Source organism: Nocardia sp. NPDC004860 (assembly GCF_040609015.1).
Classification (GTDB): domain Bacteria; phylum Actinomycetota; class Actinomycetes; order Mycobacteriales; family Mycobacteriaceae; genus Nocardia.
Genome location: NZ_JBEXJI010000012.1, coordinates 19,881 through 46,375 on the forward strand (window position 1 = coordinate 19,881; position 26,495 = coordinate 46,375).

Annotated in this window: 25 protein-coding genes and 1 pseudogene; 15 read left to right on the plus strand and 11 right to left on the minus strand. The window is 69.9% G+C overall.

Going from position 1 to position 26,495, the window contains the following annotated elements:
* The first annotated feature begins 7 nt into the window (after nucleotides 1-7).
* Complete coding sequence (locus tag ABZV44_RS22070; protein ID WP_354839178.1) at nucleotides 8-994, plus strand: bifunctional oligoribonuclease/PAP phosphatase NrnA; 987 nt, start codon at nucleotides 8-10, stop codon at nucleotides 992-994.
* Nucleotides 995-1,083: 89 nt separating this feature from the next.
* Here the strand turns inward: ABZV44_RS22070 and ABZV44_RS22075 are convergent.
* Nucleotides 1,084-1,232 (minus strand): annotated as a pseudogene (locus tag ABZV44_RS22075) (MFS transporter); the annotation flags it as partial.
* 110 nt (nucleotides 1,233-1,342) lie between these two features.
* Here ABZV44_RS22075 and ABZV44_RS22080 point away from each other — a divergent pair.
* A complete protein-coding gene (locus tag ABZV44_RS22080; protein ID WP_354839181.1) occupies nucleotides 1,343-1,501 on the plus strand; it encodes a hypothetical protein in 159 nt (52 codons plus the stop codon).
* 9 nt (nucleotides 1,502-1,510) lie between these two features.
* On the opposite strand, the gene ABZV44_RS22085 is transcribed toward ABZV44_RS22080, so the two are convergent.
* On the minus strand, nucleotides 1,511-3,082 hold the full coding sequence (locus ABZV44_RS22085; RefSeq protein ID WP_354839184.1) for a DUF4139 domain-containing protein: 1,572 nt from the start codon (nucleotides 3,080-3,082) through the stop codon (nucleotides 1,511-1,513).
* A gap of 405 nt (nucleotides 3,083-3,487) precedes the next feature.
* Here ABZV44_RS22085 and ABZV44_RS22090 point away from each other — a divergent pair, with 405 nt between their 5' ends.
* Entirely contained in the window at nucleotides 3,488-4,906 is a 1,419-nt protein-coding gene (locus tag ABZV44_RS22090; protein ID WP_354839187.1) for an MATE family efflux transporter, read from the plus strand.
* Between the two features lie 66 nt (nucleotides 4,907-4,972).
* Here the strand turns inward: ABZV44_RS22090 and ABZV44_RS22095 are convergent, their stop codons facing one another.
* The 3 genes from ABZV44_RS22095 to grpE all read right to left on the minus strand — a co-directional run bounded on the left by ABZV44_RS22095 (nucleotide 4,973) and on the right by grpE (nucleotide 7,514).
* Entirely contained in the window at nucleotides 4,973-6,118 is a 1,146-nt protein-coding gene (locus tag ABZV44_RS22095; RefSeq protein WP_354839190.1) for a Rieske 2Fe-2S domain-containing protein, read from the minus strand.
* Nucleotides 6,119-6,137: 19 nt separating this feature from the next.
* A complete protein-coding gene (locus ABZV44_RS22100; protein ID WP_354839193.1) occupies nucleotides 6,138-6,926 on the minus strand; it encodes an SDR family oxidoreductase in 789 nt (262 codons plus the stop codon).
* Nucleotides 6,927-6,989: 63 nt separating this feature from the next.
* Entirely contained in the window at nucleotides 6,990-7,514 is a 525-nt protein-coding gene (grpE, locus tag ABZV44_RS22105; protein WP_354839196.1) for a nucleotide exchange factor GrpE, read from the minus strand.
* A 49-nt stretch (nucleotides 7,515-7,563) separates the two neighbouring features.
* On the opposite strand from grpE, the gene ABZV44_RS22110 reads away from it, so the two are divergent.
* The 3 genes from ABZV44_RS22110 to ABZV44_RS22120 all read left to right on the plus strand — a co-directional run bounded on the left by ABZV44_RS22110 (nucleotide 7,564) and on the right by ABZV44_RS22120 (nucleotide 12,772).
* The gene (locus ABZV44_RS22110) at nucleotides 7,564-9,246 is read left to right on the plus strand and encodes an Hsp70 family protein (protein ID WP_354839199.1); all 1,683 of its coding nucleotides are present in this window, start codon (nucleotides 7,564-7,566) and stop codon (nucleotides 9,244-9,246) included.
* A 27-nt stretch (nucleotides 9,247-9,273) separates the two neighbouring features.
* Nucleotides 9,274-11,730, plus strand: coding sequence for an Ig-like domain repeat protein (locus ABZV44_RS22115; protein WP_354839202.1), 2,457 nt, complete (start codon nucleotides 9,274-9,276; stop codon nucleotides 11,728-11,730).
* Between the two features lie 85 nt (nucleotides 11,731-11,815).
* The gene (locus ABZV44_RS22120) at nucleotides 11,816-12,772 is read left to right on the plus strand and encodes a metallophosphoesterase (RefSeq protein ID WP_354839205.1); all 957 of its coding nucleotides are present in this window, start codon (nucleotides 11,816-11,818) and stop codon (nucleotides 12,770-12,772) included.
* A 67-nt stretch (nucleotides 12,773-12,839) separates the two neighbouring features.
* On the opposite strand, the gene ABZV44_RS22125 is transcribed toward ABZV44_RS22120, so the two are convergent.
* Genes ABZV44_RS22125 through ABZV44_RS22135 form a run of 3 tightly spaced genes read right to left on the minus strand, consistent with a single transcriptional unit; the run spans nucleotide 12,840 to nucleotide 16,566 of the window.
* Nucleotides 12,840-15,086 carry a xanthine dehydrogenase family protein molybdopterin-binding subunit gene (locus tag ABZV44_RS22125; RefSeq protein ID WP_354839208.1) on the minus strand — a complete coding sequence of 749 codons (2,247 nt, stop codon included), beginning with the start codon at nucleotides 15,084-15,086 and terminating at the stop codon, nucleotides 12,840-12,842.
* The gene (locus ABZV44_RS22130) at nucleotides 15,083-16,090 is read right to left on the minus strand and encodes a xanthine dehydrogenase family protein subunit M (protein WP_354839211.1); all 1,008 of its coding nucleotides are present in this window, start codon (nucleotides 16,088-16,090) and stop codon (nucleotides 15,083-15,085) included. Before ABZV44_RS22130 ends, ABZV44_RS22125 begins: the two co-directional genes overlap by 4 nt.
* Nucleotides 16,087-16,566, minus strand: a complete 480-nt coding sequence (locus ABZV44_RS22135; protein ID WP_354839710.1) for a (2Fe-2S)-binding protein — start codon at nucleotides 16,564-16,566, stop codon at nucleotides 16,087-16,089. The genes ABZV44_RS22130 and ABZV44_RS22135 overlap by 4 nt, the downstream gene beginning before the upstream one ends.
* A 303-nt stretch (nucleotides 16,567-16,869) precedes the next feature.
* Between ABZV44_RS22135 and npt the strand changes: the two genes are divergently transcribed.
* From npt to ABZV44_RS22180, 9 genes are all read left to right on the plus strand, one after another.
* Nucleotides 16,870-17,544, plus strand: coding sequence for a 4'-phosphopantetheinyl transferase Npt (gene npt / locus ABZV44_RS22140; protein WP_354839713.1), 675 nt, complete (start codon nucleotides 16,870-16,872; stop codon nucleotides 17,542-17,544).
* A complete protein-coding gene (truB, locus tag ABZV44_RS22145) occupies nucleotides 17,544-18,497 on the plus strand; it encodes a tRNA pseudouridine(55) synthase TruB (RefSeq protein ID WP_354839214.1) in 954 nt (317 codons plus the stop codon). Before npt ends, truB begins: the two co-directional genes overlap by 1 nt.
* Nucleotides 18,498-18,645: 148 nt before the next feature.
* Nucleotides 18,646-19,041 (plus strand): nuclear transport factor 2 family protein, encoded by a 396-nt coding sequence (locus ABZV44_RS22150; RefSeq protein WP_354839217.1) that lies wholly within the window; start codon nucleotides 18,646-18,648, stop codon nucleotides 19,039-19,041.
* Between the two features lie 75 nt (nucleotides 19,042-19,116).
* Nucleotides 19,117-20,010, plus strand: coding sequence for a LysR substrate-binding domain-containing protein (locus ABZV44_RS22155; protein ID WP_354839220.1), 894 nt, complete (start codon nucleotides 19,117-19,119; stop codon nucleotides 20,008-20,010).
* Between the two features lie 3 nt (nucleotides 20,011-20,013).
* Nucleotides 20,014-20,259: a hypothetical protein gene (locus ABZV44_RS22160; RefSeq protein ID WP_354839223.1), complete on the plus strand. Its 246-nt coding sequence runs from the start codon at nucleotides 20,014-20,016 to the stop codon at nucleotides 20,257-20,259.
* Nucleotides 20,260-20,328: 69 nt separating this feature from the next.
* Nucleotides 20,329-21,063: an SDR family oxidoreductase gene (locus tag ABZV44_RS22165; protein WP_354839226.1), complete on the plus strand. Its 735-nt coding sequence runs from the start codon at nucleotides 20,329-20,331 to the stop codon at nucleotides 21,061-21,063.
* A 249-nt stretch (nucleotides 21,064-21,312) separates the two neighbouring features.
* Nucleotides 21,313-22,260 carry a hypothetical protein gene (locus ABZV44_RS22170; RefSeq protein WP_354839229.1) on the plus strand — a complete coding sequence of 316 codons (948 nt, stop codon included), beginning with the start codon at nucleotides 21,313-21,315 and terminating at the stop codon, nucleotides 22,258-22,260.
* 20 nt (nucleotides 22,261-22,280) lie between these two features.
* Nucleotides 22,281-23,327, plus strand: a complete 1,047-nt coding sequence (locus ABZV44_RS22175; protein WP_354839232.1) for a M4 family metallopeptidase — start codon at nucleotides 22,281-22,283, stop codon at nucleotides 23,325-23,327.
* A gap of 25 nt (nucleotides 23,328-23,352) precedes the next feature.
* Entirely contained in the window at nucleotides 23,353-23,652 is a 300-nt protein-coding gene (locus ABZV44_RS22180) for a protealysin inhibitor emfourin (protein ID WP_354839235.1), read from the plus strand.
* A gap of 26 nt (nucleotides 23,653-23,678) precedes the next feature.
* Here the strand turns inward: ABZV44_RS22180 and ABZV44_RS22185 are convergent, their stop codons facing one another.
* The 3 genes from ABZV44_RS22185 to ABZV44_RS22195 form a co-directional block, all read right to left on the minus strand.
* Nucleotides 23,679-24,470 (minus strand): metal-dependent transcriptional regulator, encoded by a 792-nt coding sequence (locus ABZV44_RS22185; RefSeq protein ID WP_354839238.1) that lies wholly within the window; start codon nucleotides 24,468-24,470, stop codon nucleotides 23,679-23,681.
* A 44-nt stretch (nucleotides 24,471-24,514) separates the two neighbouring features.
* On the minus strand, nucleotides 24,515-25,621 hold the full coding sequence (locus tag ABZV44_RS22190; protein WP_354839241.1) for a sulfite oxidase: 1,107 nt from the start codon (nucleotides 25,619-25,621) through the stop codon (nucleotides 24,515-24,517).
* A gap of 116 nt (nucleotides 25,622-25,737) precedes the next feature.
* Nucleotides 25,738-26,475 (minus strand): hypothetical protein, encoded by a 738-nt coding sequence (locus ABZV44_RS22195; RefSeq protein ID WP_354839244.1) that lies wholly within the window; start codon nucleotides 26,473-26,475, stop codon nucleotides 25,738-25,740.
* Nucleotides 26,476-26,495 lie beyond the last annotated feature (20 nt).

The following is a 26,495-nucleotide window of genomic DNA, read 5'->3' on the forward strand; positions in this document are numbered from 1 at the left end:
CCACGCCGTGACCCCCGTCGATGTCACCCCTGCCGTCGAGGTTCTCGAGGCCGCGAAATCGGTGACGATTCTCTGCCACATCCAGCCCGATGCCGATACCGTCGGCAGCGGGCTGGCCCTGGCGCAGGTGCTGCGCCGGCGCGGGGTCCCGGTCGTCGTCTCCTTCGCCGAACCGGCCGAACTGCCGGTCTCCATGCGGTCGCTGCCCGGTACGGAATTGCTGGTCCGCGCCGACCAGGTGCCGCGCGAGGTCGATGTCCTGGTGTCCGTGGACTGCGGCAGTGTCGGACGGCTCGGCTCGCTGCGTGACCGATTGGACAGCGCCGCAACGACTTTGGTCATCGATCACCACCGGTCCAACACCCGCTTCGGTCAGGTCAATGTCGTGGACGAGGCCGCCGAATCCACCGCGGGCGTCATCGCCCGCATCCTGGAGGCGTGGGGCGAACCCATCGATCGCGATATCGCGCACTGCCTCTACGCCGGATTGGTCACCGACACCGGCTCTTTCAAATGGGTGCGCCCCGGCTCACACACCCTGGCCGAACGCCTCCTGGCCACCGGCATCGACGGCGCGGCCATCACCCGCACCCTGATGGACACCCATCCTTTCGCCTGGCTCCCCATGCTGTCCCGGGTCCTGGCCTCCGCCCAGCTGATTCCGGATGCCGCCGCCGGCGCGGGCCTGGTCTACGCGGTCGTCCGCCGCGAGGACACCGAAGCCGTCCGCTCCGAAGAGGTCGAGAGCATCATCGATCTCGTCCGCACCACCGCCGAGGCCCAGGTCGCCGCGGTCTTCAAGGAATCCCGCACCGACCCGGACCGCTGGACGGTCTCCCTGCGCTCACACGACGCCGCCGACGGCTCACCCGGCCTGGACGTCGCCCGCGTCGCCACCGCCCTCGGCGGCGGCGGACATCGTTATGCCGCAGGGTATTCCACCACCGGCCAGGCCCCGGACCTGCTGGCGAACCTCCTCCGCGAACTCGGCTGACCCGGGTCCCGGTGTCCCTCAGTTCAATTCGTCACCGTGGTCCGTGGTCGACACGCCGATGCCGCGCAGGGTGATGCGGGCAGGAACATACCGAGGATGCCGCCGCCCCTGGCGACGCCGGCCCACACGCCGATCGCCTTGCCGCGCTGGGCTTCCGGGAAGGTTGCGGTGATGACGGCGAGGGTGATGGCATGATCATCGCGGCGCCGATGCCGGCGGCCGCCCGGGCGATCAGCATCATCTCGGCCGACTATGCCAGTCACCGATCCGCCGCCGGGCAATCCCGCCCGCATGCGCGTCCACCCGGGCCGGGAATGACTCGCCGTCCTGTCCGGCACCGCGATCCTCATGTCGGCAACCGCCGTTCGCGTCGAGACCGACCAGGCGGCCGAATTCCCCACGATGATGCGCACGCCATCGGCGCCGGGGGCAAACGAGATCCTCGGGATCTTCGACCGTGCCGTCCACCGCGGGCACCGCCCGGACGACAATGACGCTGCCGGGTGATCGGCCGGGTCAGTCCGGCAGGCCGAAAATGGTGACGCCCTTGGGGGCTTCGACTCGGTAGCCGAGGGTGATGACCGTGCGGTCCTGCGGCTCGAGGTCGCGTTTCCAGGTGAGGATGCCGAGGTCGTCGCGCTCGGCCGGGGGCGGCTTCAGGACCGTGTCGCGGACGGTGACGGCGGCGTCGCGGGCTACCGGCAGGCGGTCGAGGACAGTCACGGTGGTGGGGCGGGTGCCGTGGTTGGTGACGGTGATCGTGTACTCCATTTCGACGCGGCGGGCCGAGCCGAGGGCCGCCCTGGAGGCATTGCGGCGCACCAGTTCTCGTTCGACGCGGACGCGATCGTCCACACCGAGGGCGAGTTCGCGTTCCTCGCCGGGGGCCCAGAGGTCGAGATCGGTGGCGCCGACGTACTCGGTGTCGTTGAACAGGGACGCGCGGCCCTTGGGGAAGGTGTGCTCGGAGGTGTTGCGCGCGGTGGCGCGCAGGATCGCCTCGGGTGCGCGGATCGGCGCGGTCACGTGATCCAGATCGGCCTCGAGGTCCAGGGCGATGATCAGCGTGCGGTGTTCGGTGCCGTCGGCGGCGATGGCGACCGGGCGCTGCGGGGAGTAGGTGGCGGCGGTGGCCCCGTGCTCGACGGTCGTGACCGCTTCCCGGACCGGGGGCGGCGGCGGTGGCGGTGGCGGGAGCGCACCGGCGGGCGCGGGAGCGGCCGGGGCGAGCATGGGGTTCACGCCGGGGTCCCCGGACCGGGAAGCGCGCCGCCTGGCCATGAGTTTCGGCTCGGGTGGCGTGGTGCTGAGGTACCACGGGTCCAGTTCGGGCACGTCGAGGGCGACTGCCGGGCGGGCGGTCGACAATTCGAGGCGGCATTCGGGCCAATCCTCGCCGGTCTGCTGACGCACCAGTCCGAACCAGCGCAAGCTCAGGCCCCTGTCATCGAGGCGCAGATCGTAGGTGCTGGTCCAGCGTGCGCCGGGCACCACATAGGACAGTTCCAGTTCGGCGGTGGCCGGTTGGGCGGCGTCGACGGTGATGACCGCGGCCCGGATGTCGGGGCGGTTCTTGCGGCCCAGGTCCGCCAGCCGCCGCTCGATCGCCCGCTTGTCCAGAATGTGCTCCTGCCGCAGGCGTTCTCGGTCGCGGCGTCCGGCATGCACGGCCCCGTATTGCGCCTCGAGACTGTCGCCGAAGGCGATGACCCGCTCGTCGGTCGTCTTGGCCAGGTGCCCGGCGGACTTGCGGACCAGGCGCTGCAGGAATTCGATGCGGGCGTCGGCGGCGCGGTCGGCGTCGGCGAGTTCGGCCAGCGCGGCATCCAGTTCGTTTCTGCGGGAGGTGAGCTCGGCGATCTGTTCGTCGTCCGGCTCGGGCTGCCGTTCGGTGATGATGTCCACCCCGAGGACCGTCACGTCGCCCCGGCCCGCGACGCGGATCGAGTCGCGCAGCAGTTCCAGCGGCAGCGGTGACACGCGGATGCGATGTTCGCCCGGGTCCAGTGTTGCCTTGCCGGACCGGGTGACTCGGGCCCGATCCGGATAGACCGTCACCGCCGCGATTGTTGTCTCGAGATCCACCATGCCGCCCAGCCTGCCCGACGAGCCGTCGCGAGTCGACGGGAATTCGCGCGGCGGTACGGACCGTGCCGGGGGGAGGGGTACCGCGAATAGCTGTCTGCCGGAGCCGAATTCGCAGGTGCGAGTTGTCCGGGGTGGCCGAGCGAGCTGCCTGGGGTGGCCGAGGAATTGGTGGCGAACCTGGTCCGATGACCCAGCCGAAGGCGATCGGCGAGAACGCCGCCGCTGGCAATTCAGATGCGGACACGGACATATATTTGCTTGGCTATGAATCTCGATCGGTGACCCGCGGCAGGGTCTCGCTGCGTGCGGGATCAGGAAAAGCGGTGGTGACAGGCCGATCGGCGGGTTCGAGGGTGAGTGGTGGCGCGGTGCGGCTGGGCCGGGGTGGTGTGGGATGGTGGGCGGATGAGCAGTGCCGGCGTGGTGGATGGTGGCGGGGAGGACCCGGCATTCGTGGCCGCGTCGGCGGAGGACGTGGCGGCCGTGCGGGGCGCTGAGGCTGCGGCGGCCGGGCCGCGGCGGATTCTCGGGATCGCGGTGCCGACGCTGGGGGTGCTGGTCGCTGAGCCGATTTATCTGCTGTTCGATATGGCTGTGGTGGGGCGGCTGGGGGCCTTGGCGTTGGCCGGGCTGGCCGTCGGGGGATTGCTACTGGCGCAGGTCGGTTCGCAGTTGACGTTCTTGAGCTACGGGACGACGGCTCGGGCTGCGCGGCGGCATGGGGCGGGGGACGAGCGGGCGGCTGTTGTCGAGGGGGTGCAGGCCAGTTGGATCGCGGTGGGGGTGGGGTTCGCGATCGTGCTGGTGGTGCAGATCTTCGCGGGGCCGATCACGCGGGCCATCGCGGGTGGGGACGACATCGCGCGGGCGGCGGAGTCGTGGGTGCGGATCGCGTTGTTCGGAGTGCCGCTGATCCTGTTGTCGATGGCGGGGAACGGGTGGATGCGCGGGGTGCAGCAGACTCGGCGGCCGCTGATGTATGTGATTGCGGGGCTGGTGGTTTCGGGGGTACTGTGCCCGACGCTGGTGCACGGGCTGCTGGGGGCGCCGCGAATGGAGCTGGCGGGGTCGGCGGTCGCGAATCTGGTGGGGCAGTCGATTTCCGGTGCGTTGTTCGTGAGTGCGCTGTGGCGGGCGAAGGTGCCGCTCGCACCGCATCTCGAGATCATGAAGGCGCAGCTGGTGCTGGGGCGGGATCTGATCGTGCGGAGCCTGGCGTTCCAGGCGTCGTTCGTGTCGGCGGCGGCGGTGGCTTCGCGGTTCGGGGCGGCATCGGTGGCGGCGCATCAGCTGGTGCTGCAGATCTGGAATTTCCTCGCGCTGACCCTGGATTCGCTGGCGATCGCGGCGCAGACCCTGGTCGGTGCGGCGCTCGGGGCCGGAAACGCGCGCGGCGCACAGGGTCTGGCGCGGCGGATCACCGGCTGGTCCACGGTCTTCTCGGTGCTGCTGGCAGCGGTGTTCGCGGCCGGATACTCGGTGATCCCACGGTTGTTCACCGCTGATCCGTCGGTGCTGGATCGCACCCACGTGGTGTGGTGGTTCTTCGTCGCCATGATCCCGGTGGCGGGCGTGGTGTTCGCGCTCGACGGCGTGCTGCTCGGCGCGGGCGATGCCGCGTTCCTGCGCAATACCACGCTGGGGTCGGCGCTGCTGGGGTTCCTGCCGATGATCTGGCTGTCGCTGGCCTACGACTGGGGGATCGGTGGAATCTGGACCGGGCTGGTCGCTTTCATGCTGCTGCGCCTGGTCGCCGTCAGCCGGCGGGCGCTGTCCGGGCGGTGGGCGCGGGTCGGGGCCGAGGTGCCGCGCCGCACCGCCTAGGAGAAATGCGTTCGGCGGCAGCGGGATCGGCGGCCGAGGCGGAGTATGCCCCGGCCACCCCCGGAGCTAGTCGGGCGCGCCGTTCGCCTGGGCGGCGGCCTGCCTTGCGAGATTCTCGGCGACCTCCGCCTGCCAGTTCTCGTTGGCGTGGGTGGTGTCGACCTCGTATTCGAACCGGTCGGTCATCTCCGGCTTCACGTCGGCGACATCGACATAGAACTGCTCGTACCACCGCCGATGCTGGTAGACCGGCCCGTCCTCCTGCGTCAGCAGCGGATTGTCGATGCGGGTCTTGTGTTTCCAGATCTCCACGTCCTGCAGGAATCCGACGCCGAAGCTCTTGCCGAACGCCTTGGCCAGCTTCTCCGACTTCTCCGGTGGCAGGCCCTTGATGCGCTGCACGCTCACACCCCACTGCAGGACGAAGGAATTGTGCGTCACCGGGTAGTGGCAGTTGATGAGCACCACCTCGACCGTATTGTCGCCGAAGTCGTTGTGCAGCGTGTTGATCATGTAGGACGGCCCGTAATACGAAGCCTCCGAACGCAACAGCGACATCTCCTGCGAGTAGTTCGACTTCGCGTGCACGTCCGGCCGCCCCTTGGAGTGCAGGAACTGCGTCGCGACGTGCCCTTCGAACACATTCTTGAAATACACCGGGTACGCGTAGTGGATGTAGAAGAAGTGCGCCATATCGACGTTGTTGTCGATGATTTCGCGGCAGTGCGCGCCCTCGATGAGCAGGGTGTTCCAGTCCCAGTCGCTCCACTCGTCGGTGTCGATGCCCTCGATGTGCGGGATCGCGACCTCGGGCGGCGGCGGATTGCCCTCGGGATCGTTCCACACGAAGAACTGCCCGTTCTCCTCGCAGGTGATCCAGGATCTGGTGCGCGCCAATGGGGGAACGCGGCGGGCATAGGGGATGGCGGCGCATTTACCGTCGCCGCGCCAGCGCCAATCATGGAAAGGGCAGGCGATATTGTCGTCCTTGACGCTGCCGTAGGCGAGGTCCGCGCCCATGTGCCGGCAGTACCCGTCGAGGGCGTGCAGCTCGCCCTTGCTGTCGGACCAGATCACCAGTTTGGTGCCGAAGGCGTTGACCGAGTGGGGTTTTCCGTCCCGGAAGCTCTCGGCCAGCCCGAGACAGTGCCAGCCCCGGGCGAATCGGGTCATCGGCTCGCCGACATCGATGCTGCGATAGTGCTGTTTCATGGGCGTCCTCCGCGCTGATTCATATGCGTCCTCCGCGATTGATGATCGGCGCCATCACGTCGGGCAGGAGCCGGTTGAGCCCGATGATGAGGCGGTTGTAGGCCGGAAAACTGATGTACTGCTTGTTCTTCGCGACGCCGTCGAGAATCGCGTCGGCGGCGGCGAGCGGCTTCACCTTGGCGAAGGGCAGCTTGTCGATGGAGGCGCGATAGTCGTAGCCGGGCAGATTCACGGCACTGTCGAAGATGCCGGTGTCGACCACTCCCGGCAGCACCACGCTGACCTTGATGCCGTGTTCGGCGGCCTCGGCGCGCAGCGCGGTGCTCAGGCCGACCACGGCGTGCTTGGTGGCGGTGTAGGCGACCGATCGCGCCACCGGCAGGACGCCCGCGCTGCTGGCGGTATTGACGATGTGCCCGCCGCCCTGGTCGAGCATGCGCGCGTAGGCGAGCTGGGTGCCGTGCACGACGCCCCAGAAGTTGACGTCGACGATCTGGTTCCAGGCGATCTCGGTCATCTTGGCGAAATCGCCGCCGACCACGATGCCGGCATTGTTGAACATGAAGTCGAGCCGCCCGTGCTCGGCGACGGCGCGCTCGACCACGTCGGCGAGGGCCTCGCGGTCGGTGACGTCGGCGACCATGGTGGTGAGGTCGCCGGCGCTGCTCGCGGCCAGGGAGTTCAGGCCCGCCACCGCGCGGTCGACGGCATAGACGCACGCGCCGCGCTGCAGCAACCGGGTCACGAGCGCTCTCCCCATGCCGGAGGCGGCACCCGTGACGATCGCGGTGGCGGCGGAATAGGTCATGAGCCCGAGGTTAAGCACTTGTGCTTATTGGAACAAGTGTCAGTTTCGGGCGGCGGGGGCCGGTCAGGCCCTGCGATACCGGCGCACAACGACTTTCGCGGGCCGGATGGACCGATCTCCTATCGTCAGCCCCGGCTGGATGACCGACTCCACGGTCCGGTCGGCGGCCGGATCGTCGGTGTCGGTGAGCTCGGCGGCCTCCATGGTGTCCGGATCGAAGTCCGTGCCTCGGAACGGCGTCACCAGCTCACCGCCCCGCTCGGCCAGCATGCGCTCGACCCGGCGGCTCATGGTCTCGAAGCCCTGGCGGTCCGGCTCCGAATCGGTGGTGGAGGCGAAGGTCTGGGCCAGGCCGTGCAGGGCGAACAGGTCGCGGATCAGGGGAGCGTCGGCTTCGGCGCGCTCGTCGCGGATCTTCAGTTTCGCCTCGTCGGCCAGTCGCTCGATGGTGGCGGCCTGCCGGGCGATGACGCGGGCCAGGTCGTCGATGCGTTCGGTGATGCGGTCGAGCGTCGTGGCCGGTAGGTCGGTCGGGGCGGGCACTGCGGGCAGGGCCGGGAGGGTGGCCGCCGGGGCTGGATCGGTCATGCTCGAACGATAGACCCGGTAGTCGGTCCCGGCTGCTACCATCGCCGTCGTGGGGGTCTATGGAATCGATCTGGGCACAACGAATTCGGCAATCGCGACAATTGACGCGGACGGCCGGCCGGAGGTGCTGATCGGGCTCAATGGGGAACCGACCGTCCCGTCTGTCGTCTTGTTCGCCTCCGCCACCGACCATGTGGTGGGGGAGGGCGCGCGCCGGCAGGCGCGCCTCGATCCCGATCACGTGTGCACGCTGGTGAAACGCCGCATGGGAGATGCGGAGTGGCGGTTCGGCGCGCACGGGCAGCTGTGGTCGGCGCCCGCGGTCTCCTCTCTCATTCTGAAAAGCCTTGCCGCCGATGCCGAATTCGCGGGCGGCGAACCGGTGCGGCGGGTGGTGATCACGGTGCCCGCCTACTTCGGCGACGAGGAGCGCCGGGCCACCATCCAGGCCGGCACCTACGCCGGATTCGAGGTGGCGGGCGTGCTGTCCGAACCCATCGCGGCGGCGCTGTCCTACGGTTTCGGACGGCTGGACGGCGGCATCGAGATCGGCGCGTCGCCGGCGCGCGAGACGGTGCTGGTCTACGACCTCGGGGGCGGCACCTTCGACGCCACCGTCATCGAACTGGCCGACCGGCGCATCTCGGTGCTGGCCGTGGAGGGCGATCATCAGCTCGGCGGCGCGGACTGGGACGAGCGGCTGGCGCTGCACCTGTCCCAGCAGTTCTGCGCCGCCAATCCGGATGCCGAAGACCCCCTGGACGATTCGGTCGGCTCGCAGCTGCTGGTGCTGGCGGCCGAGCAGGCCAAACGTGAGCTCACCACCGCCGACAGCACCGAGGTGGTGATCGCGCACGACGGCGCGCGGGCGGTGATCCCGCTGACCCGTGGCGAACTCGAGGCCATGACCGCCTCGCTCATGCGGCGCACGGTGGATCTCACCAAGGCGGTGCTGGCCGCGGCCGGGCAGCGCGGGGTCCGGCAGGTGGATCGGCTGCTGCTGGTCGGCGGCTCGTCGCGGATGCCGATGGTCGCCGAGCAGCTGCACAAGGAATTCGGGCTGATCGGTGAGCTGCGCGATCCGGATCTGTCGGTGGCGCGCGGGGCCGCGCTCTACGGCGAGAAGCTGGAGATGGAGCGGCTGGTGGCCGCGGATCTGGTGACCCGTGGGCGACTACGCGACGGCGCCGGGCTGCGCGAGGCGGATCCCGTTGATCTGGAGGCCTCGCTGGCGCGGGTGGCCGATTCGTTCGGGCAGCCGGTGAGCCTGGTGCGCCGCATGATCGAGATCCAGGTGGACACGGTGGTGTCGCGTGGCTTCGGAGTGCTGGCGCTGGATCCGTTCAACGGGCTGGCGGCCAGCTGGCTGGTACATCGCAATCAGACCCTGCCCATTCGCGTGCGGCGGTCCTACGGGACGGTGCGGGCGGACCAGGATCAGATCGAGCTGACCATCGTGGAGCAGCAGGGGCAGGCGGCGTCGACGCGGCCCGAGGACACGAAGGTGTTGGTGGAGGGCAGGATTCGGGACATTCCACCCGGGTATCCAGAGGGTAGTGAAGTCCGGGTGACCTTCGAGATGGGATTCGACGGCGTGCTGCACGTGACCGCCTACCATGTGGATGCCGATCTGCCGCTGACGCTTTCGGTGCAGACCGGGGCCACTCTGTCGCAGGCGGATGTGGAGCGCGAACTGGATCAGTTGCAGCGCACCCGGCGTCGCAACTCCTGACCGGTATACGCTTTCCGACGACAAGCCATGCATGCCTTCGATTCCAATGACTACCGCAAGCGGGTCCTCGCTGCCGTCGAACGCCGGGGCGGGCTCGGTGAGTCGGATGCCTTCGAGCTGTACGACATTCCGCTCGCGGAGGCCGCGCGGCTGAGCGACGCCGAGGTGGCGGCGCGGATCGAGGCGGTCTGGGCGTTCTGGCAGAAGCTGCGCGACCATCCCAAGTACCGGGTGCTGGCCGGGCTGCTGGTGGACGCGCACGCCGAACTCTCGGAACCCTTGCTGCACACCGGTTCCCGGCTGGTCGAGGCCGATCGGGTGACGCAGTTGCGGGCCCGGCGCGAGGCCGAGCGCTACGAGATGCTCGACGCCGCCATCGAGCGGCTGGTGGCGCGGCACGGCGGCATTCCCGCCGCCAAGATCCCCGGCCTCGAGGACATCGGCCGGATGGGCGGGCTGACCGTGGCCGAGATCGCCGCCCGGGTACGCCGCCACCGCATCATCGACGAGGCGCCCCCGCCGGCATCGCCGTCCGCCGCGCCCGCCCTCAGCTCCGAACGCCGCCGGCAGATTCGCGCGCTCCTCGCCGAATACGAGCGCCTGCTTCCCGGTGATCCGGTTCCCACCCTGCTGGCCCTGCTCGGCATGGAATTCGCCGCCGCCCACCACACCAACGAGATCCGGCTGCGCGCCGGCGCCCTGCGCGCCCGCACCCGCGAACTGCCGCCCGGCCGGGTCCGCGTGGTCCTCGACGAACTGCTCATCCATATCGGCGACCTGCTCGAGCCCGGCGGCGCCATGGTCGACGCCTACCTCCTCGCCATCACCGAGACGGTCACCGACCAGCTCCGCCCCCAGGTCCGCGCCGCCGTACTGGTCGAAGACCTCCTGGTGGCAGCGGATTTCGACTACCTCCTCGGCGTCGCCATCGCCGCCGGCCTCGACCGCGCCGCCGCCGAACGCATCCTCATCACCCTCACCGACGAACTCGGCACCACCGTCGAAGGCCGCGAACACCTCGCCGCCCCGCTCCGCCCCGGTGGGCCCGCGCAGACCAGCTCCGCCACAACGACTTCGACCCGCTCGACGGGGAATGGTGCTCCATCAGGGACCGGCGCGGCCGCCGGCAGCGAATTCGGCCTCGACCTCGCGAGCAACCCTCAAGGTGAGGTTCCGGCCGCCTCCGGCACCGGCGACTCGGCGGATGGCTTCGGCCCGGACCGGGATGCGGCGACCGCTGCCGGAAGCGCGGGTTGCTCGTCGGGAACCGTTGGCGGGCAACGGAATTCTGGCGATGGCGCATCTGCTCGGGGTCGTGGAGAGGCGCCGGAGGCGGCGCAGTGGCAGCGGACGCCCTATACGGGCGAGGCGGGCGGGGCGGGTGCGGGGCGGCCGTGGGAGGCGGCGTTGCGGGCGGCGCGGGCCGCGTTGCGGGCGGGACGGCCCAGGGAGGCGGCCGGATTCGTCACGGATGCACGGCGCGCGGTCGGGGACGACGGTCCGGGGGCGCGGTCGGTGCGGGCGGTGGGGGAAGAGGTCGAGCGGGTGCTGGCGGAGGCGGCCGTGCGCTGGCGGGCGGCCGTGTCCTGTTGTGCGGGGCGGCGGTTCGTGGAGGCGCTGGGCGAGCATCTGGATTTCCTGGATCGGCGGGCGGCGGATGTGCCCAATCCCGATCCGCGGGGAGCCGGCCGGGAGTTGCTGATCGGGCGGGCGCGGGCGGCGGTGATGGAGGCCGGGCGGCTGTTCGAGGCGCTGCCGTCGGATCCGGGACCGCGCATGCAGGCCGTGCGGGCCGTGCTCGAGGTGTGCGCCGACCATGCCGAGGCGCTGGCGGCGCTGGCCGAATTGCAGGTGGGCGCGCCGGGAACGGTGACGGTGCGCCGCAAGCCGGACGGGACGGTGGTGATCACCTGGCTCCCGTCGCGGACCACGCAGGTGGAGTACCGGGTCACGCGGCTGCTGGCCGACGGGTCGTGGCGGGTGGTGGGCCGCACCCGCGGCACCGCGCTGGAGGACGGCGGGGCGCCGACCGGGCTGGTGCCGGTGTACGGGGTGGTGGCGTCCGTCTCCGGCCGGGCCTCCGAAATGGCCCGGTCCGATGGGGATTCGGACCGCGATCCGGCCCAGGGCGGCGAGCCGGATGCCGCGGGTGGCGGCCCCGATGGCGATCGGCCCAGCGGTATGCCCACCGTGCGCAGCCTGACCGAACAGCGCGGGCTGCTGGTCTTCGAATGGCCGATCGGCGTCACCGAGGTGATGGTGGTGGCCCGCCCCGACGGCCCGCCGGTGGATCCCGGGGATCCCCGGGCGCGCCGGTGGAAGGTCACCAATATGCGCTACGAGATCGACGGCGGGGTCCGGATCCCGTCCGAGATCCCGCGGCCCTGTCACGTGGCCGTGGCTTCCTGCCGGCGCGATGCCGCCGGAACTCTCACTGTCGCCGCCGGATTCGGCCCGGACGCCCGGATTCGCTGGGTGCGCTGAGAGCCGCTGTGGCCCCGCATGGGAATCTGGTGGGGGCCGGGTCTGTTGCTGCGAGGACCGGTCGCGAACAGAGAGGCGGAGCTGGGTGATTCCGAAGTTGATGGCGGTGAGCGACATCCATGTCGGTCATCAGGGCAACAAACCGGTGGTCGAGGCGATCCGCGCGGATTCCCCCGAGGACTGGCTCATTCTGGCCGGTGACGTCGGCGAGAAGACCGATGACATCCGCTGGGCCCTGGAGACTCTGCGAGGCCGGTTCGCCAAGGTCATCTGGGTGCCCGGAAATCACGAATTGTGGACCACCGCAAAGGATCCCGTGCAGATGCACGGCGCGGCCCGCTACGACTACCTGGTCTCGCTGTGCCGCGATGTGGACGTCGTCACACCGGAGGACCCGTTCCCGGTGTGGGAGGGCGCGGGCGCGGAGGAGTTCGGCGGCGCGGTCACCCTGGCCCCGCTGTTCATGCTCTACGACTACTCCTGGCTGCCGGAGGGCGCGAAGACCAAGGCCGAGGGCCTGGCCATCGCCAAGGACCGCAATGTGGTGGCCACCGACGAGTTCCTGCTCTCGGCCGAGCCGTACCTGACCCGCGACGCCTGGTGCCACGCCCGCGTCCAGTACACCCAGCGCCGCCTCGACGCCCTGCCCGCCGACACCCCGCTGGTGCTGATCAACCACTTCCCGCTGCTGCGCAAGCCGGTCGACATGATGTGGTACCCGGAGTTCTCCCTGTGGTGCGGCACCGACCTCACCTCCGACTGGCACACCAGCTACAACGTGGTCTGCGCCGTCTACGGCCACCTCCACATCCCCCGCACCACCTGGTACGACGGCGTCCGCTTCGAAGAGGTCTCCCTCGGCTATCCCCGCGAATGGCAGCGCCGCGGCCTCCCGGACAAACTGCTGCGCCAGATCCTCCCCGTCCCCGACTACGGCGACACCCTCAACGAGTGGGGCGGCCACTTCAAGATCACCCCCGAAATGCAGGCCGCCGCCCTGAAGATGAAGGAAGCCGCCGAACGCCGCCGCGGCCTGGCCTGACACCCGGTGAATCGAGCCGGCCGCTTGCCGTGGCGGCCGGCCCGATTCACCCGTGAGACACCGGTTCTCAGAGCAGGTGTTCGATGCGCACCGGGAACTCGCGGATGCGTTTACCGGTGGCGTGCGCGATCGCGTTCACGATGGCGGCGGCCGCGCCGATCATGCCGAGCTCGCCGAGCCCCTTCACACCCAGCGGGTTGACGATCGCGTCGTTGACCTCCACGAAGGAGATGTCGACCTCCGGTGCGTCGGCATTGACGGGCAGCAGATATTCCAGCAGTGACGGATTGGCCCACGCGCCGGTGCGCGCATCCGGCAGCGTCGCCTCCAGCAGCGCCTGCGACAGCCCCCAGTTCATGCCGCCCAGTACCTGGCTGCGCGCCAGCTTGGCATTGAGCACCCGCCCGGGCGCGAAGGCCCCCACCATGCGCCGCACCCGGACCAGCCCGAGTTCCGGATCCACCGCCACCTCGGCGAACTGCGCGCCGAAACTGATGCGCCCGAACGGCAGATCGCCGGTGGGCGGGTGCCAGGTGCCGATGGTCTCCAGGTCGGTGAGATGGTGCCGGGCCAGCAGCGCCGAATACGTCTCGCCGACAGCGGGATTGAAGCGCACCCGCAGCCGCCCGCCGCGCGCCTCGATCTCCGGGGGAATCCGCCCGTGCAGCGGCGACTGCGGATCGCCGACCGCGAGCGCGATCAACTGCCCGCGCAGGTCGGTGCACGCGGTGTGCACGGCCGCGCTGATCATGCCCGCACCCATCGATCCGACGGCCGCCGCGATGTTCGGGTAGTCGGTATCGCCGATATCGATTCGGATGCGGTCGAATTCGACGCCCAGGGCGTCCCCGGCGACCTGCGCCATGGCGGTGGCCACGCCGGTGCCGAAGTCCTGGGTGCCCGCCTGCACGATCAGCGCCCCGTCGGCGAGCAGCCGCGCATGGGCGCGCTGCGGCTGTCCCGGCTCGTACACCGGGTATCCGGCGGTGGCCATGCCCCAGCCGAGCAACCAGTGGCCGTCGGCGCGCAGGGCACCGCGCCCGGTCTCGCTGGACCAGCCGAAGCGTTCGGCGGCGGTGCGCACGCATTCGGCGTACCCGTCGGAACTCCACGGATGCCCGCTCGCCGGGTCGATGGTGGCGTGATTGTGCAACCGCAATGCCATCGGGTCCATGCCGATGTCGGCGGCCAGCTCGTCGACGGCGCACTCCATGGCGAGCATGCCGGAGGCCTCGCCGGGCCCGCGCGTGAACGTCGGCGACATGAGGCTGCCGCGAATGAGGCGATACTGCCCGTCCCAGCTCGGAATCGCGTACGCCTGCCCGGCCACGCCCAGTGACACCTCGGCCCAGTCGTCGAACGGTGAGGTGACGGACAGCTTGTGGTGCCGCAACCCGGTGAAGGTCCCCTCGCCGTCGCAGGTCAGCGTGACCCGCTGCTCCTGTTCCTCCCGCAATCCGGTGCCGTAGAACATCTGCTCGCGGGTGAGCACCACCTTGACCGGGCGGCCCAGTTCCCGGGCGACCATGGGCGCGAGCGTGACATGCGGCCAGATCAGGGCCTTGGCGCCGAAGCCGCCGCCCACGTAGTGCGCGACCACTCGCACATTGGCGGGCGAGATGCCCAGGTACGCGGCCACCGTGGCCTGGGTGGCACTCACGCCCTGGGTGGCGTCGTACACGGTGACGGTGTCGCCGTCCCAGCTCGCCGCGGTGGCCGAGCACTCGATGGGATTGTGGTGGTTGGCGGCGAAATGGTAGGTGGCGTCGACGGTGTGGACCGCGGTGCGGGCCGCCGCCTCGAAGTCCCCGCGCGACTGCACGGCCGGGACGAGACCGCAGAACACCGTCTTCGGCTGATACTGCGCGTCGCGTCCGTCCTCGAGCCGGATGAGCGGCTGCTGCGCGTCGTAGTCGGCCGTCACGAGCTCGGCCGCGTGCTGGGCGCACTCGAAGGTATCCGCGACCACCACGGCGATCGGCTGGCCGTAGTAGTGAATCGTGGTGTCCTGCAAGGGGAAGAAGGTCTGCCCGGGCGCGGGACCGCCGAAGCCGGACGGCCACTGCGACGGGATGGCCGCCACCTTCGGCAGATTCTCGTGCGTGTACACCGCGACCGCACCCGCCGCGAGCGCGGGCCCGCTGTCGATGGAAAGCACTGTGCCGCTGCCGATCCGCGCGCCCACGATCACCGCGTGCGCCAGCCCGGGCAGCGGCACCTCGGCGGTGTACTGCGCCGCCCCGGTGACCTTGGCGCGCCCGTCGACCCGATCGAATCCCTGCCCGATCAGCGGCCGGGCCGTGGTGGCGGTCATCGTGTCGCTCCCGAAAGTGGTTGCGGTGACACCGTTTCCAGCGCCCGCACCAGCGTCCGCCGCGCCAGCTCCGCCTTGAACGCGTTCATGGGATGCGAGGTGTCCGCGCCCTGCAGTTCGGTCGACGCGGCCTTGTCGAAGTTCTCCCGGGTCGCGGACACCCCGATCAGCAACTGCTCGGCGATCCGGGCCCGCCACGGTTTGGTCGCGATACCGCCCAGCCCGATCCGCACATCCAGCACCGTGCCGTCGGCGACACTCAGCGCGACCGCCGCCGAGGCGAGCGCGAACTCGTAGGACTCCCGGTCGCGCACCTTCAGATAATGCGAGTTGCGGGCGAAGGGCAGGGCGGGCACATCGATGCGGGTGATCAGTTCGTCGGGGGCGATCGGATGCTCGAGCTGCGGGGTGCGGCCGGGCAGCAGGAAGAAGTCGTCGAAGGCGATCGCGCGTTCCCCGCGCGGGCCCCACACGGTGACCGTCGCCTCCAGGGCCGTCAACGGGACCGCCACATCCGAGGGATGGGTGGCGAAGCACCGCTGCCCGGTCCCGAGCACCGCGTGCCCCCGGTGCAACCCGTCGATCGCATCGCAGCCCGACCCGGGATCGCGCTTGTCACAGGCGCCGGCGGGATCCCGGAAATACGAGCACCGCACCTTCTGCATGAGGTTGCCGCCCATGGTCGCCATGTTCCGCAACTGCGCCGACGCCCCCTGGCGCAGCGCCTGCGACAGGAACGGATAGCGTTCGGCCACACCGGATTCCGCCGCCACCTCGCCCATGGTGGCGAGCGCGCCGATGCGCAGCCCGCCGTCGGCGGTGTGCTGGATTCCGCCCAGCGGCAGCCAGGTGATGTCCACGACATTGTCCGGTTCCAGCGCGCCGGTGCGCAGCAGGTCCACCAGTGTGGTGCCGCCCGCCAGGAAAACCGTTGCGGGCCTGGAGGTCACGGTGCTCACCGCCTGTTCGACGGTGGTCGGGCGGGCGTAGGAGATGGATTTCACGGCAGCTCACCGTCCTCGCGCCGCAGGGCATCCCGGCCCCGGCCGACGGCCTCCCGGATGTTCTGGTAGGCCGCGCACCGGCAGATATTGCCGCTCATCCACTCCGCGATCTCGGCCTCGGATTCGGCGTGGCCCTCCTCGATGCATTTGATGGCCGACATGATCTGGCCGGGAGTGCAGTAGCCGCACTGGAATCCGTCGGCCGCCAGGAACGCCCGCTGCACCGGATGCAGCCGGTCCCCGTCGGCCACGCCCTCGATGGTGGTGATCTCGCGACCCTCGGCGGTCAGCGCCAGGGTCAGGCAGGCCAGCACCCGCCGATTGTCGATCCACACCGTGCAGGCGCCGCAGGCGCCCTGGTCGCAGCCCTTCTTGGTGCCGGTCAGGTGCAGGTGCTCGCGCAGTGCGTCCAGCAGGCTGGTGCGGGGTTCGAGCACCATGTAGTGGTCGTGGCCGTTGACGCGCAGGGTGGTCATCGTGCGGGCGGGTCCGATGAATCCGGCCGGCGCGGGGCCGGTCCGCTTCGATGGTTCGACGGTCATATCGCGCCTCCTGCCTCGCGGACTCGCCGGGAGCGCCGCGATGGTTGCGGACTGCGGATTGGATATGAGCTGGCAAAAGCCTAGCAACGGACCCGCGGCGGTGTCCGGCGAAGACTGCTCCCGGACGACCGGCGGAGCGGCCCGCGCCCGCCCGGTAGGCTCGATTCGGCAGTGCCGGAAGCGAGCAGGAGGCGGGTCATCGAGGAGCGGGCAGTCGCGGCGACGGAGTCGGCGCGCATACTCGGCAGGATTCTGCCCAACGGGGTCGCCGCGGCCGAACTGACGGCGTACCCGGAGGACCTGAAACCGCACCCCGGCGAGGAGCACCTGATTGCCCGCGCGGTCGAGAAGCGGCGCCGGGACTTCATCGGCGCGCGCTACTGCGCCCGGCAGGCGCTGGCCCAGCTGGGGGAGCCCGCCGTCGCCATCGGCAAGGGCGGCACCGGTGAACCGGTGTTCCCGCGCGGCATCGTCGGCAGCCTCACCCACTGCGACGGCTACCGGGCCGCCGCGCTCGGCCACAAACTGCGCTTCCGGTCCATCGGCATCGATGCCGAACCGCACGGTCAGCTGCCGGACGGTGTGCTGGACTCGGTGAGCCTGGCGCCCGAGCGACAATGGCTGCGGACCGTGCTGCCCGGCACCGATCTGCACCTGGACCGGCTGCTGTTCTGCGCCAAGGAGGCCACCTACAAGGCGTGGTTCCCGCTCACCGGCCGGTGGCTGGGCTTCGAGGACGCGCACATCACCTTCACCGTGGACGAGGAGTCCGCGGGCGGCGGCGCGGGCACCTTCCACACCGAGCTGCTCGTCCCCGGCTCGGTCACCGACGGCGGCAGTCCGCTGACCTCGTTCGACGGCCGCTGGCTGATCAGCGACGGCCTCATCCTGACCGCGATCGTGGAGGCCTGATGGGCGCGGTGCAGGCCAAGCGTGAGAAGCTGCCGCCGCTGGTCGACGCCTTCGGCGGCCTGCTGATCGTCGACAAGGACGGCGGCTGGACCAGCCACGACGTGGTCGCCAAGAGCCGAAGGCTGTTGCGCACCAAGAAGGTCGGGCACGCCGGCACCCTCGACCCGATGGCCACCGGCGTGCTGGTGCTGGGCGTGGAACGGGCCACCAAACTGCTGGGGCAGCTGATCCTGACCACCAAGGCGTACACCGCCACCATCCGGCTCGGGCAGTCCACCGTGACCGACGACGCCGAGGGCGAGGTCACCGCGACCACCGCGGCCGGGCATCTCACCGACGCCGAGATCGCCTCGCACATCGCCACATTGACCGGCGACATTCAGCAGGTGCCCGCCACCGTCAGCGCCATCAAGGTCAACGGCGAACGCGCCTACGCGCGCGCCCGCGCCGGTGAGGACGTCGAGCTGGCCGCGCGCCCCGTCACCGTCAGCCGCTTCGACGTCCTCGCCCGCCGCGATATCGACACCGGCACAACCCGATTCGTGGATCTCGACGTCGAGGTGGAGTGCTCCTCCGGCACCTACATCCGTGCGCTGGCCCGCGACCTCGGTGAAAAGCTCGGTGTCGGAGGCCATCTCACCGCGCTGCGCCGCACCCGAGTCGGCCCCTTCACCCTCGAACACGCCCGCACCCTGGACCAGCTGGCCGCGGCCGCCGAGGCGGGCGAACCGCTGCTGAGCCTGGACATCGACACGGCCGTGCGCACCGCCTTCCCGGTCCGCGACATCACCGCCGCCCAGGCCGAAGATCTGCGCAACGGCCGCTGGCTGGACCCGATCGGCCTGCCCGGCGTCTACGCCGCCGTCGATCCCGAGGGGCACGCCATCGCGCTGCTCCAGGAATCGGGCAAACGCGCCTCCTCGGTCATGGTGGTCCGCCCCGCGAAACTCTGAGGTGGCAGGTCTTCTGGCATGGCACCGACCGGTCTCTTCTGACGTGGCACTGCCCAATCGCCGACACCGCGCTGCCCAATCCCTCACGCCGCGTGGGCGACCGGGCGCACCATGGACAGGGTCGCTCGGCCGCGCAGAGGAGGCGAAGATGCCCACCGACCTCTCCCTCGAATCCATGAAGCAGTTCGTCGCCGACCATTTCGAGGAGTTCGTGAACCGGCGCAATGCCGCTGTGATCCACCGCAATATGACCCCCGACTTCGTCGACCATGACGGTCCGGGCGGGCGCCCCACCGATCTGATCGGCGACGAGAAGATGATGCTCGGCATGTACGAGGCCATGCCCGGCCTGCACGTCACGGTGGTGGAGATGCTCGCCGAGGGCGACCGGGTGATGTGCCGCAACGTCTGGCGCTGGACCGACCGCGCCACCGGGCAGCCGCTCAGCTTCCAGGGCTTCGTACTGTGGCGCTTCCAGGGCCGCCGCATCGCCGAACGCTGGGCCACCGTCACCTCTCCCGCCCCGAGCCCGGGCTGGGCGTAGAGCCCTCGAATTCCGAGGCGATTCCGATGCCCGTCGGGTTGTTCGCGCACCCGCGTGGCCGCCTACTCTTCAAGGGTGGAATTGCGGCAGTTGCGGTACTTCGTGGCGGTGGCGGAGGAGTTGCATTTCCGGCGCGCGGCAGAGCGGTTGTTCATCTCCACTCCGACGTTGAGCCAGCAGATCCGGGCCATCGAACGCGAGGTCGGCGGACCGTTGCTGATTCGCGGCAGTCATGGCGTGGAGCTGACTGCCGCGGGTGAGGTGCTGTTGAAGACGGCCCGGAATGTGCTGGAGGCGGCCGAGACCGCGCTGCGCGAGACCCGCGCGATCGCCCAGCCGGGCAATGCGGTGTTCCGCCTCGGCATCGTGAACGGCGCCCCCGCCTGGTTGCCGGGGCGGCTCGAGGCGCTGCTCAAGGCCCGCCAGCCGGGGGTGCGCATCGCGCTGTCCACCGGTACCAGCGGCGACCAGGCGCGGTTGCTGGATCGGGAGGAGGTCGACCTGGCCGTGCTGCGCATGCCGGTCCGGCTGGCCGATCACCTCACCTGCACGCCCATCGCCGACGAGGAGCTCGGCATCGTCATGTCCCGCGAACACCCGCTCGCGGCAGCGGTTTCGGTGGAGCCGGCGCACCTCGGCGACCACGAACTCATCATGTTCGCCCGCGACGCCGCCCCCGAGGTCCACGATTCGGTGCTGTCGCAATTGCGTGAGCGGGGTGCGACCGTCGTCCTCAGCGACAGCGCCATGAGCCACGCCCAGATGCTGCAGCTGCTGCCGCTCCGCCCCGGGGCCATCGGTGTCGGCTCCGCCCGCACCGCGACGGTCCCCGGCCTGGTCTGGCGGCCGCTGCAACCCCGCCCCCTGGTCATCACCTACGCCGCCGCCTGGCGCACCACCACCCGAAACCCCCTGCTGCACACCATGGCCGACGCCCTCGCCGGCGGCCTCCGCCTCGGTTCCAGCTGACCGGTGCCCGCCCGGGCCTCGACTTCGGGAAACGACCCGGGCGGCGACAGCCGCAGCCGCCTGCTCGATCGCGCGGTGACCATGTGGGCCGACGGCATGGGCCTGCCCCCGGCGCGGGGTCTGAACGAGCGGCTGTTCGATCTGGCGGCCACCGCGCCGGAGGTGCCCGCGTTCGCCGGACCAGCGGGCGCCGGCAGCCATGCTCGCGGCGTTCCAGCCCTGACACACGCGGCCGGTCTGCGGTGTTAGCCCCGGCCTCACGGCTGTTCGGCCGCGCGTCGTGGACGCGGGGTGCGCGCCGCCGGTTTGCTGAATGGCATGACAGACAACGGATTCGGAACACAGGTCGGACGGGCGGTCGTGGTGGGCGGCGGCTCCGGTATGGGCCAGGCGATCGCCGACGCCCTGCTGGCGGCGGGCAACGAGGTGATCATCGTCGGCCGGTCGGAGCAGCGGCTGGCCGACGCGGTGCGGGAGCTCGGGGATGGGAAGGTGAGTGCCGTGGTCGCGGATGTCGCTGACGAGGAACAGGTTTCGCGGTTGTTCGAGACCGTCGGGACCGTCGATCACGTGATCACCACCGCCGCCGATCTGGCCGGGGCGTACGGACCCGTCGCCACCTTCGACTTCGAGCACGGGCGCGGCTTTCTCGAGACCAAGCTGATCGGGTCGATGCTGCTGGCCAAGCACGCGCGGTTGACGGAGAACGGCTCGCTCACCTTCATTTCCGGGATCGCCGCCTACCGCCCGGCGGTCGGCGGGGCCATGGTGGCGGCGGTGAATGCCGCGCTGGAGGGGTTGACGCGGGCGCTGGCGGTGGAGCTGAGCCCGATTCGGGTGAACGCGGTGTCGCCCGGCTGGGTGCTGACCGATATCTGGGAGTCCATGCCCTGGGAGGACAAGCAGGAGCGGCTGGCGGCCATGGCCGAGAAGCTGCCGGCGAGGCGGTTGGGGCGACCGGACGACATTGCGGCCGCCGTCCTTTCGGTCATCGGCAACGGTTTCGTCACCGGCACCGTCCTGCACGTGGACGGCGGGCACCGCCTCGTCTGATCTCGGCGCCGGTGGTTCTCCGGATGCTGCCTGATTGCCGACGCGCCGATTCGAGTAGCCGAGTACTCATGCCCTTCGGGTCGGGCCGGCTCACCCTGGAGAGGGGCGAAACGGGCCCATCCATTACCGGCCTCGGGGGTGAGGAGGCTGTGGCTACTCGCGGTCTCCGAACTCATTCTCCGGCTGGGTCATTCGATGATCCCGCAGATTCGACCCTGCTGGAAACCGCCCGAAGAGGAGACCACCGCAATGAGCACATCACGCGACAACGAGAACTATGTGGTCGGATCCGGCCCGGCCGAAATGGCCGGCGTCGAGGCCGGCGAAGAATACTGGACGCCCGAACGCCGAGCCGCGGCCATCCCGGTTCCGCTGCCGCGGGAGCGTAAGGGCGCACAGCCCCGGCAGGCGATCGCACCGCAGCCATCCGGAAAGGCCGGACATACTCCGGCGGGTCACAATGGAACCGCACGCGCGCACCGAGATTCGGGCCATGGCGGCACCAGTGACGCCGACCCGGTACTGAACCCGCTCGCCTACCCGTACACCACCTGCGGCAAGCTGTTCTTCACCCAGAACAACGGCAACTTCGCCGGGTCGGCGGCGTTCGTCGCGCCGAACGTCCTGCTCACCGCCGGCCACTGCGTCTTCGGCGACGGCAACTGGTCCACCAATCTGGCGTTCTTCCCGTCCTATCCCAGTCGCGCCACCTCGGACCCGGCCTACCGCTTCAACTACAACTCCGCCGCGGCCTGGACGGCGTGGACTGAGCGCGGGGACCGCGCCTTCGACTACGGAATGGTCTGGTTCGACAGCGCCCCGGGCAATCAGGTGGGCTGGCTGGGGCTGCTGTGGAACGCCGCCACCGCGGGCCGGGTCTGGGATGCTGTCGGCTACCCCGCGACGCCCAGCCCGCCGTTCGACGGCAACAAGATGGACGAGGCCCTGGGCACGGTGCAATCCAGTTCGACCACCGGCACCATCGGGCTGAGCAACGACAATATGGAGCACGGCAGCAGCGGCGGACCGTGGATCACCGATTTCAACGGTTCGGCGCGCCAATATGCGAACGGGCTGCAGAGTTTTCACATCACCGACGGCGACACCGTGGAATACGGGCCGTACTTCACCCAGGACGTCAAGGGCCTGCTCGACTGGATCTCCGATCCGGCGAACCGCGGCCTCGTGCGCGCCTGAGAACCGAGGGGGAGAACATCATGAGAAGGCATTCGCTCGCCTGCATTCTGCCGCCCGACCTGCTGGTCTCGCTGGCGCGGGAGGCGACGCACGAGCAGCGGTTGGCGGTCTTGACGGCCTTGGACCGGGACAGTTCGTTCCGGCAGGCTCGTGCCGAGGTCGCCGCCCGGCTGGTCGCGCCCGTCCGGCTCGCGCTGGCCGCCGCCGGCGGCACCCCGCACCGCTGGATCTACGACCAGCGGCACTCGGAGAGCCCGGGTCCGGGCACACTGGTCCGGCACGAGGGCGATCCGCCGTCCGGGGACGCCTCCGTCGACGCGGCGTATGACGGCTTCGGCGCCACCTACTCGCTGTATTGGGATGTGTTTCAACGAGATTCGATCGACGGCCAGGGTATGCCGATCGCCGGGCTGGTGCACTACGGCACCGCCTTCGACAACGCGTTCTGGGACGGTCAGGGGCGCATGTTCTTCGGCGACGGTGACGGCCAGATCCTGACCGACACCACCCGGGGAATCGACGTGATCGGTCACGAGCTGACCCACGGCGTCACCCAGCACGAAGCGAACCTGATCTACTCGGGCGAGTCGGGTGCGCTGAACGAATCGATCTCCGACGTGTTCGGGTCGCTGGTCAAGCAGTACCACCTGGGCCAGAACGCCGCGCAGGCGGACTGGCTCATCGGCGCCGACATCGTGGGGCCGTTGCTGGCACCGGCGCTGCGGTCGATGAAGGCGCCGGGCACCGCCAACAAGCATGACAATCAGCCGGCGGACATGGCCCATTTCGTGCAGACCACATCGGACAACGGGGGTGTCCACATCAACTCCGGAATCCCCAACCGCGCGTTCGCCGTCACCGCCCTCACGATCGGCGGACCGGCATGGCGGGCGCCGGGCACGATCTGGTACGAAACCCTCAACGACCCGAGGCTCAAGCCCAACAGCAGCTTCACCGGCTTCGCGACTCTCACGCTGAAGAACGCGCGCACCCGCTTCGGTGCCACGAGTACCGAAGCGGACGCGGTGCGGGCCGGCTGGGACGCGGTGAAGGTTCCGGTGCAGTGATCGCATCGGGACTACGCTCGTTCGTATGTCGCCGATACGCATCGCATATCGACGGTCGGGTGGGCTGGCCGGTCTGGACTTGACCGCCGAGGTCGATGCCGCCGACCTGCCGCCCGGGGATGCCACGATCGCGGCGGGGTTGCTCACCGGCGACCCCGCCGGATCGGCCGGGACCGCTGTTCCCGATGGGTTCAGCTACGAGGTCACCGTCAGCGACGCAACCCGGACTCGGACGTATCGATGGAGTCAGCCGTACGTGCCCGCCGAGGTCTCCTCGCTGCTCGCGGCCCTCACCTCGCGGGCGACTCCGGCCGCGCCCGCCTGACCGCGACGGAGTTCCCGGCCGCCCGTTCAGTGCGCTTCGCTGAGCCAGATCGCTTCGGCCGCAATGCTTCCGAGGTCGATCGTGCGTTCGTCGACCTGCACGGCGATGGTGCCCGCGAAATCGCGCCGCTCCACCACGGCGATGGGTGTGTCCAGCGCGATGCCGAGCGAATCGAAGTAGCGCAGCATGGCCGGATCGGAGTCGGAAATCCGTGCCACCCGGCCGGATTCGCCGGCGTCGAAATCACTGAGCTGGCGGGCCGGGGGAGTGGGCACCGCGCCGTCCACCGAGGGAATCGGATCACCGTGCGGATCCCGGTCGGGGTGGCCGAGTTTGGCGTCGATGCGATCCATGAGCGTCTCCGAGACAGCGTGCTCGAGCACCTCGGCCTCGTCGTGCACCTCGTCCCAGCCGTAACCGAGTTCATTGACCAGGAAGGTCTCGATGAGCCGGTGCCGGCGCACCATGGCGATCGCGGCGCGGCGGCCGTCCTCGGTGAGCGTGATGGCCCCGTAGCGGGCGTGTTCGACCAGCCCCTGGTCGGCGAGCTTGCGGACGGCCTCGGACACCGTGGAGGCGGAGACGCCGATCTTCTCGGCGAGCAGCTTGGTCGACACCTTCTCCTGCGACCACTCCTGCGCCGTCCAGATCACTTTCAGGTAGTCCTGGGCGACCGAGGACAGCACCGGGGCGACGGTCGCGGTCTTGCTGTGGGGTTCGGAAGGTGCGGACGGATCGGCCAGCTCGCGGCGGGTGGCGATGTCTCGTTTTCCGGGCACGTACCCGAGCTTAGGCACACCTCGCGCGGTTTCACACATCGGCGCGCTCGCTGGTAGGGAGCACGGTTCGGCGGGTGGGTCCGCTATCGCGTGACGTGGATCGGCACACAGTGGACCGCGTTTGCCCCGTACCCCAACCGATTCCATGCGGGCTCGTCGGGCTGGGTGTGGCCGGCCGCATCCGTCGCCCGCACCCGCACGGTGGTCGGTCCGGGGGCATCGACAGAGGTGACCAGATCCCATTCGCGCCAGCTGTCCGGCAGTTGCTTCCCCGGCAATCGAGCCTGCTGCCAGCTCCCTCCGCCGATCGAGACCTCGACGCCGGTGATCGGGGCGAGGCCGGACCAGGCGACGCCCTGGATGGTGAGCGGTCCGGGGCGCACAACGGCGTTCGACGCAGGAGCCGTGATCACGGACCGCACTTCTTGCAGGCGCACCGGCTCGGTGACGACCTGCCCGCCGCGCTCCCACTCGTAGCAGTACTTTTCGGTCTGGAAGAACCCGGCGAACCGATGGTCGAGGACCTCGATGTCGGTGAGCCACTTCACCGACGCCACCCCGTACCAGCCCGGAACGACCAGCCGGAGCGGACGGCCGTGGAGGGCGGACAGCGGCTCACCGTTCATGGCGTAGGCGAGCAACGCCCCGCTGTGCCGGGCATCGGTCAGGTCGAGGCTGCGCTCGAAACGGATCGTTCCCGAATGCCCGTCGACAGGCCCGCTGTCCGCACCGCGGAACACCACTTCGCACGCTCCGGGCGCGGGACCCGCCTGCGCGAGCACCTCGAGCAGGGGCACTCCGGTCCATTCCGCCGTGCCGACCGCGCCGAGTCCCCACTGCTCTCCCGGCGTCGGTGGGTCCAGGGCCGCTCGGCCGTTGCCGGCGCACTCGAGGGTGACAGTCCGTGTCCGCGACGGCATTCGGCGCAGGTCCGGCAGAGTCCACGTCGACGGATGTGCGAGCTGGCCGGTGACCCGAAGCCGCCAGTCGGCCGGGTCGAGATCCGGAATCCGGAAATGATTCCGCTTGTAGAACCGGGCGTTCGGAGTGACGCCGCCGCCCAGCTCGGAAACCGGCGTCTCGGCATTGAGCGGGTCGCGGCGCATCACGACCAGGCCCGCCGCGACAGCTTGCCGATGGGCCGACCGAGGGTTGATCCAGGGTATGACCGGGCCGGTAGTCCAGGTCATCGAGGCGCACTCCTGACCTTTGGTTTCACTTCCCGCAGATCCCTAACCTACCGGCGCCGGAACGATCCGGATGGCGAATTTGCGGCCTTCGAACATCGATGACCGACGGCCCGCGATCACGCCGCGGCGGCAGGGGCCAGGTGTCTGGCCGGGTCGAACGAGTCGAACGCGGCTTTCGCGACGACGAACACGCCGCGTTGCGGCAGCCAGAAATCGCCGAGCCGCTGCTGCTGTGGCAGCGGAGCGGGTGCGCCGAGATCGGCTCCGCGCAACCGTGCCCGGCTGGCGGAGACGAGCCACATCAGCATCGGTCCGGCCGCGAAGTGCTGCCCGTTCGGGGCAGTTCCGCTCATGCGGATACGCCCGACCTGCAGCATCGGGCCCACGCCCTTGGCCATGATCCGGTGACAACGGTCGCTGCGCCACACCGCGGCCGGGGTGTGGCGTCCCACGGCACTCAGCAGGCGGGTACGGCCGGTGGCCTCCAGGTCGATCCGCCACTCGAGAATGCCGGGAATCCGGGCCTCCAAGGAGTACGGGCCGACCCACTCGATATCGATCGGGGTGCGGACCGTGGTGGCCGTGCCGCCGTCGGAGAAGTACCGGGCACAGCTGAGTTCCGGCGCCACATCGGAGTAGAAGGTCCATTCGCCTGCCGGGTTCCGGTGCCACACAGCGCGATAGCCCGAACCGATCGACGTGGCGGCGAAATGCCGCAGTGCGAGATAGTCCCCGGTTTCGAACGGCATACCCATCACGCCGTAACCGGCGAGCCGTTCGTCCGTACCCGGCCAGAGCGCCGGTCGGTCGAGCGTCGTCTGCGCCGCGGTTCTGGGGTTATCGATGGTCGTCATGGAACGATCGTCGTCGGGAC